The following is a 6545-nucleotide window of genomic DNA, read 5'->3' as shown; positions in this document are numbered from 1 at the left end:
GGGTCAACCCAGTACAGCTGGAACACATGCTTTGCAATATCCAGCCCAAATGTCATAGCATTCATTTCGGGTCCCTCCGTTCCTGTAGTGGTGGTGAGATCTTCCACTCTGGCACATTGCGATGCCGTTCGGTCTGGAGGGACCCCCCTCTCATCAGACTCTTTTTTGCCCGACCCACACTACCGTGTCGCCACCTCGCGCTCCACTGCGGGGACGGGGCGCGTTCATACCATCTCTTCTTTGCGTCGGCAAAGAAGACTAACGAGAAGAAAGCCGACCCTGCCGGGAGCAGAGCAATAAGGCTTTCGAGTGTCGATGATATCGTCGTATGGCCCGGAGTGTTGGCTAGCGAATCCTACCGGCTCACAGGTCATCATTTATGCATGACCCATGGGTTACGTGGCGCGGCCCTTGACCTCGTGCGCGGTGACCATTCCCACATCTGCCGTTCGCGGGGCGAAGTGCTGCGCCGTTTCGGGTGTGGCTGGTTTCGTGGTTTTGTCTCCGAGGACGAGCGCCGTGAGTGTGGTGAGGCCCCCGGTAGTAGACACCACTTGCTTCAAGCCGTCTGTCGCTCGCGGAGCGGCCGGCCACGAAGTTGCAGGCGCACCGGTTCCGTCGTGGGCGCGGTGGCACCGGATTGATATGCCCAAGGCCCTGACCACCGCGCCCGCCCCACCACGAAACCATTGATGGGCGATGTGTCGTGATGGTCCGCGCCGGTAACGGCAGATGGTCGAACGCTCACCGGGCAAAGCGATCAGGGGCACCACCACGTGACCATTGGGTCATGCAGTTACGATGACCTCTGAGCCGGTAAGGCAAAGGCCAGCCAACACTCGGGGCCGTACGACGCAACCGCACCCCCACATAAGCCCGATTGCTCTGCCCCCGGCAGGGTCGGCTTTCTTCTCGTTAGTCTTCTTTGCCGACGCAAAGAAGAGATGGTATGAACGCGCCCCGTCCCCGCAGTGGAGCGCGAGGTGGCGACACGGTAGTGTGGGTCGGGCAAAAAAGAGTCTGATGAGAGGGGGGTCCCTCCAGACCGAACGGCATCGCAATGTGCCAGAGTGGAAGATCTCACCACCACTACAGGAACGGAGGGACCCGAAATGAATGCTATGACATTTGGGCTGGATATTGCAAAGCATGTGTTCCAGCTGTACTGGGTTGACCCGGAGACCGGCGAGATTCACAACCAGCGATTCCAGCGGCAAAAGCTGATCGAGTTTCTAGCTCAGCACAAAGGACGCGTGGCGCTGGAGGCATGCGGCAGTGGGCACTGGTGGGCGCGCAAGCTCATGGCGCTCGGGTATGAGGTGAAGCTGCTGCACGCGAAATTCGTTCGGCCATTCGTGCAGACCAACAAGACCGATGCCGCAGACGCGCGAGCGATCTGGACTGCGGCACAACAGTTGGACATGCCTGCGGTGACGCCGAAGACGGCAGAGCAGCAGGCCACGCTGGTGTTGCATCGGATGCGCGAGCAGCACATCAAGATGCGGACCATGATGATCAATGCCCTGCGTGGGGCGCTCTATGAGTTTGGCTTGAGCTTCAAAAAGGGGCGCCAGGCAGGCCTAGCGGAAATGCGCGAGCGGTTGGCCGAAGTCGAGGAAGACGTGCCCGCGAGGATGTTCGAAGCGTTGCGCGAGCAGTTCGACCTGATCGGCCGCCTGGACAAGGGCATCGAGGGGCTGGAGGGACAAATCAAGGCCTGGTCCCAGACGCAGCCAGAGTGCCAACGGCTGATGACAATTCCGGGTATCGGCATGCTCACGGCCACAGCACTGGTGGCGACTATCGGCGATGCGCGCGGCTTCCGATCGGGGCGGCAACTGTCGGCCTATCTCGGGCTGGTGCCGCGTCAGCACGGCACTGGGGGCAAGGTGCGCCTGGGCGCGATCAGCAAACGCGGTGACCGCTATCTACGCATGCTGCTGATCCATGGTGCCAGGGCAGTCCTGTTCCGAGCCAAGGACAAAGGCTTGTGGTGCGAACAACTGGCACGCCGACGGCCCACCAACGTGACGGTGGTGGCGCTAGCCAACAAGGCGGCGCGAACTGCGTGGGCCGTGCTGATGGGCAATGAGCCGTATGAAAGAGACCATGAGTTAAAGAAAGCCGAGAGGGCCAAGCAAACGGCGAATTCCGCGCTAGGCCAGCCCCGCCTACAACGACCGTAGGCGGAGCCGGTCTAGCCGCGGCTTGCAAGCAAGGTTACTGAATTCGACTAGAAGGTTGCGACGGTAGATGAACGAGATGGCAAGACAGGTTGGACCGCAAGAGCTGAACCCTGATCGGTCACTGGTGCTTCGAGCACGCTGAAGAGGAGAGGGCCGCTCTTGGCGAATTCCATCGGGGCCGCAGGCTTGGCCTGCACTAGGCCGGATATAAGTCTGCAACCAACCCTGATCAAGCATCGCGTAACGTTTACCTAGCAAACCGGGGCGCGTTCATATAAGTGACCGGCAGCCCCCGCAGGGGGATGTCGTATGGCCCTTGGGTGCAAGATGCCACCGCCGACGAAATAAACCGCAACGCCTCCAGCAGAGCGATGTCGTATGGCACCTTGGGTGTAAACGCCAACACCGTTCAAACAATCACCGCCACCCACCCCCAAAAGACCGATTTAATCATTTGATCCATCCACCAATCCCCACCCCAATCCAGTAACTCCCCCGCTTGTTGCGCCGCATGCGCCCGCAATCCCTTCCCGCTCCTTCCTCTAACCCCCTTCCTTGTTGCGACGCCGCAGCCTTGCGAAGTCACGCCTGGCTCCCCGCAAACCGCCACCCGGCGCGGCTTTTCATCATTTGGTCAAATTTCATCTCGCACTTCATCAATTGATTGAGCCACGGCGCATGCGCCATTCCGGGTAAACGCGAAATCCGGCGCGGCCCGAATCCCGACGCGCCTTGTGGCGCCGTCGTTTGCGCCAGCTGGCACGCTCTTCGCAATAGAGGCCTACCGCCCATGCGAAGGAGCAGCGCCATGATCAACCAGTCGGTCCCCTTGTTTGAAGCCTCGCCCCGGTTCGTCCGCGTTGATGGCCGCACGCCCGAGGGCTTTGTGCAGTTCGCGTTCTGCGTGGCGGACCCCGAGCTCAATGTCGAGCTGATCATGCCCGAGCCGATGTTCGAGGCCTTCTGCAGCGTCAACCACGTGCGCTTCCTGCCGCCGGAGATCCCCGCGCCCGATCAGGGCGACTGAGCTCGGCCAGCCGCCACGCACCGAACCACGCACCGAACCACGCACCGAACCACGCACAGAACCACCCCCATAAAAACAGCAAGACCCAGGAGACCAAGCGATGCAAGTCGATATCAAGACCCAGCAGATCCAGCCGCTGCGCCAGACCTACGGCCATGTGGCGCGCCGCTTTGGCGACAAGCCCGCCTCGCGCTACCAGGAGGCCACCTACGACGTGCAGTCGGAAGTGAATTTTCACTACCGCCCGACGTGGGACTCGCAACACGAGATCTACGACAAGCGCCGCACCGCGATCGTGATGGCGGACTGGTACGCGCTCAAGGACCCGCGCCAGTACTTCTACGGCGCTTACGTGACGGCGCGCGGCCGCCAGCAGGACGCCACCGAGAAGAGCTTCGCCTTTGTGGAAAAGCGCGGCTTGCTGCAGGCGTTGCCCGCCGAATGGCAGGACCGCCTGGCCGATGGCTTGCTGCCGCTGCGGCATGTGGAGTGGGGCGCCAACATGAACAACTTCTATTGCGCCGACTACGGCTGGGGCACGGCCATCACCCAGGCCTGCACCTACTGCGCGATGGATCGCCTTGGCATTGCGCAGTACCTGACGCGCATCGGCATGCTGCTGGATGGCAACACCGGCGTGGCGCTGGAGCGCGCCAAGGTGGCCTGGATGGAGAGCGCCGCGTGGCAGCCGATGCGCCGGCTGGTTGAGCGCAGCTTTGTGATCGAGGACTGGTTCGAGACCTTCGTCACCCAGAACCTGGTGCTCGACGGCCTGCTTTACCCGATGGTGTACCAGCACGCCGACGCGGCCATCGTGCGCGCCTGCGGCACCGGGCTGGCGGTGCTGACCGAGTTCATGAACGACTGGCGCGAGGAGCACGCACGCTGGGTCGATGCGGTGATCCAGACCGCCGCGGCAGAGTCCGATGCCAATCGCATGCTGCTGTCGGGCTGGGCCCGCGCCGCGCGTGCGCAAGTGGCCGAGGCGCTGGTGCCGGTGGCCGACACCTTGCTGGGCGAGGGCGGCGAGCAGGTGGTGGCGCTGTGCGTGGAGCAGTTCGACGTGCGTCTTAACAAGCTTGGCCTTGCCGCCTGAGGAAACCGCCATGACCGCCAACGTCTATATCGCGCTGCAGAGCAACGACGACACCCGTCCCATCATCGAGGCCATCACCGAGGCCAATCCGCACGCGGTGGTGTCGCAGTTTCCCGCCATGGTGAAGATCGATGCGCCGGGACACCTGACCATCCTGCGCGAACTGGTCTCCGACAAGCTCGGGCGCGACTGGGACCTGCAGGAGATTCACCTGAACCTGATCTCGCTGTCGGGAAACATCGACGAAGACGACGACGCCTTCACCCTGCACTGGAACGCCTGAAGCGGCCCGCCCACCGCAAAGACAAACGGAGACAAGACATCATGGACGCACGAAAGAAGCTGAACCTGCGGGAAAAATACGCGACGATGACGCGCGACCTCGGCTGGGAAACCACCTACGAGCCGATGGACAAGGTCTTTCCCTACGACAAGTACGAAGGCATCAAGATCCATGACTGGGACAAATGGGAAGACCCGTTTCGCATGACCATGGACGCCTACTGGAAGTACCAGTCGGAGAAGGAGCGCAAGCTGTACGCGATCATTGATTCGTTCGTGCAGAACAACGGCCACCTCAACGTCTCGGACCCGCGCTACCTGAACGCGCTGCGCCTGTTCCTGACCGGCGTGACGCCGCTGGAGTACGCGGCGCACCGCGGCTATGCCCACCTCGGGCGGCACTTTCGCGGCGCCGGCGCGCGGGTGGCGGCGCAGATGCAGTCGATCGACGAGCTGCGCCACGCCCAGACCCAGATGCACACGCTGTCGGTCTACAACAAGTACTTCAACGGCTTCGGCGAATGGCAGCACATGCATGACCGGGTCTGGTACCTGTCCGTGCCCAAATCCTATTTCGAAGACGCCATGAGCGCGGGGCCGTTCGAGTTCATCACCGCGATCTCGTTCTCCTTCGAGTATGTGCTGACCAACCTGCTGTTCATGCCCTTCATGTCGGGTGCGGCCTACAACGGCGACATGGCCACGGTGACCTTCGGCTTCTCGGCACAGTCCGACGAATCGCGCCATATGACGCTGGGCCTGGAAGTGGTGAAGTTCCTGTGCCAGCAGGACCCGGACAATATCCCCATCCTGCAGAAGTGGCTGGACAAATGGTTCTGGCGCGGCTTTCGCCTGCTCACGCTGGTCGGCATGATGATGGACTACATGCTGCCCAAGCGCGTGATGTCGTGGGCGCAGGCGTGGGAGATGTACTTCGAGCAGGCCGGCGGCGCGCTGTTCAAGGACCTGGAGCGCTACGGCCTGCGCATGCCCAAGTACCACGAGGTGGCCACCAAGACCAAGGACCGCATCACCCACGAGGCGTGGGGCACCTTCTACAACTACGCCGCCGCGGCCGGCTTCCATACCTGGGTGCCCAAGCAGGACGAGATGGCCTGGCTGACGGAGAAATATCCCGACACCTTCGCGCGCTACTACAAGCCGCGCCTCGATTACTGGCAGGAACGCCAGCAGCAAGGCGAGCGCTTCTACAACGCCACGCTGCCGATGCTGTGCCAGACCTGCCAGATCCCGATGGTGTTCTCGGAGCCGGACGACCCCACCCAGACCTGCTACCGGGAGAGCAGTTACCACGGCATGCGGTTCCACTTCTGCTCGGACGGCTGCAAGGACATCTTCGATGGCGAGCCGCAGAAGTACGCGCAGGCCTGGTTGCCCGTGCACCAGATCTACCAGGGCAACTGCGGCGGTGGATCGCTGGACGACGTGCTCAAGTGGTACCGCATCAACCCTGGCGCGGACAACCTGGATTTCGAAGGTTCGCAGGATCAGAAGAACTGGAACGCCTGGAAGGGCGTGCCTGGCACGGCTGCCTGAGCGGCCGGCATACAAGAGATAAGGAGACCACCATGTCCGTCGTATCCATTGGGCCCTACGCGTTCGAGCCCGCCGATCGGGAGGCCGTGTTCCACGGCAACCGCCTGCTCTATATCGGCTGGGACCGCCACCTGCTGTTCTGTGCGCCGCATTGCCTTCCCTTGCCGCCGTCGATGCGCCTGGGCGATGTCGTGGAGAACGTGCTGCCGGGCGTCTACGGCTATCACCCCGATTTTGCCCGCATCGACTGGAGCCGCGTGGCGTGGCTGCGCGGCAGCGAGCCCTGGCAGCCGGACCTTGATCGCACGCTGGAAGAGAACGGCCTGGGCCACAAGGCGGTGATCCGGTTCCGTACACCGGGGCTGGATGGCATTGGCGGCAGTGGCAGCTAACAGTG

The 6545-nt window shown here is 62.4% G+C and carries 6 protein-coding genes and 1 pseudogene; 6 read left to right on the top strand and 1 reads right to left on the bottom strand.

Annotation, left to right across the window (positions count from 1 at the left end):
- Positions 1-117: pseudogene (locus A9975_RS04850) on the bottom strand (IS110 family transposase); the annotation flags it as partial.
- Between the two features lie 995 nt (positions 118-1112).
- Here A9975_RS04850 and A9975_RS04845 point away from each other — a divergent pair.
- The 6 genes from A9975_RS04845 (at position 1113) to A9975_RS04820 (ending at position 6540) form a co-directional block, all read left to right on the top strand.
- Positions 1113-2186, top strand: coding sequence for an IS110 family transposase (locus A9975_RS04845; protein ID WP_183031628.1), 1074 nt, complete (start codon positions 1113-1115; stop codon positions 2184-2186).
- Positions 2187-2994: 808 nt separating this feature from the next.
- Positions 2995-3213: a phenol hydroxylase subunit gene (locus A9975_RS04840; protein WP_183031623.1), complete on the top strand. Its 219-nt coding sequence runs from the start codon at positions 2995-2997 to the stop codon at positions 3211-3213.
- A 100-nt stretch (positions 3214-3313) separates the two neighbouring features.
- Positions 3314-4309: an aromatic/alkene monooxygenase hydroxylase subunit beta gene (locus tag A9975_RS04835; RefSeq protein ID WP_183031622.1), complete on the top strand. Its 996-nt coding sequence runs from the start codon at positions 3314-3316 to the stop codon at positions 4307-4309.
- Between the two features lie 10 nt (positions 4310-4319).
- Positions 4320-4592, top strand: a complete 273-nt coding sequence (locus tag A9975_RS04830) for an MmoB/DmpM family protein (protein ID WP_006158557.1) — start codon at positions 4320-4322, stop codon at positions 4590-4592.
- A 41-nt stretch (positions 4593-4633) separates the two neighbouring features.
- The gene (locus A9975_RS04825) at positions 4634-6148 is read left to right on the top strand and encodes an aromatic/alkene/methane monooxygenase hydroxylase/oxygenase subunit alpha (RefSeq protein WP_183031621.1); all 1515 of its coding nucleotides are present in this window, start codon (positions 4634-4636) and stop codon (positions 6146-6148) included.
- 32 nt (positions 6149-6180) lie between these two features.
- Complete coding sequence (locus A9975_RS04820; RefSeq protein WP_183031620.1) at positions 6181-6540, top strand: phenol hydroxylase subunit P4; 360 nt, start codon at positions 6181-6183, stop codon at positions 6538-6540.
- Positions 6541-6545 lie beyond the last annotated feature (5 nt).

The sequence above is a fragment of the Cupriavidus sp. UME77 genome (genome assembly GCF_014170355.1).
Classification (GTDB): Bacteria; Pseudomonadota; Gammaproteobacteria; order Burkholderiales; family Burkholderiaceae; genus Cupriavidus; species Cupriavidus basilensis.
The sequence above is the reverse complement of the archived record's forward strand: the minus strand, read 5'-3'. Positions and strand labels throughout refer to the sequence as shown.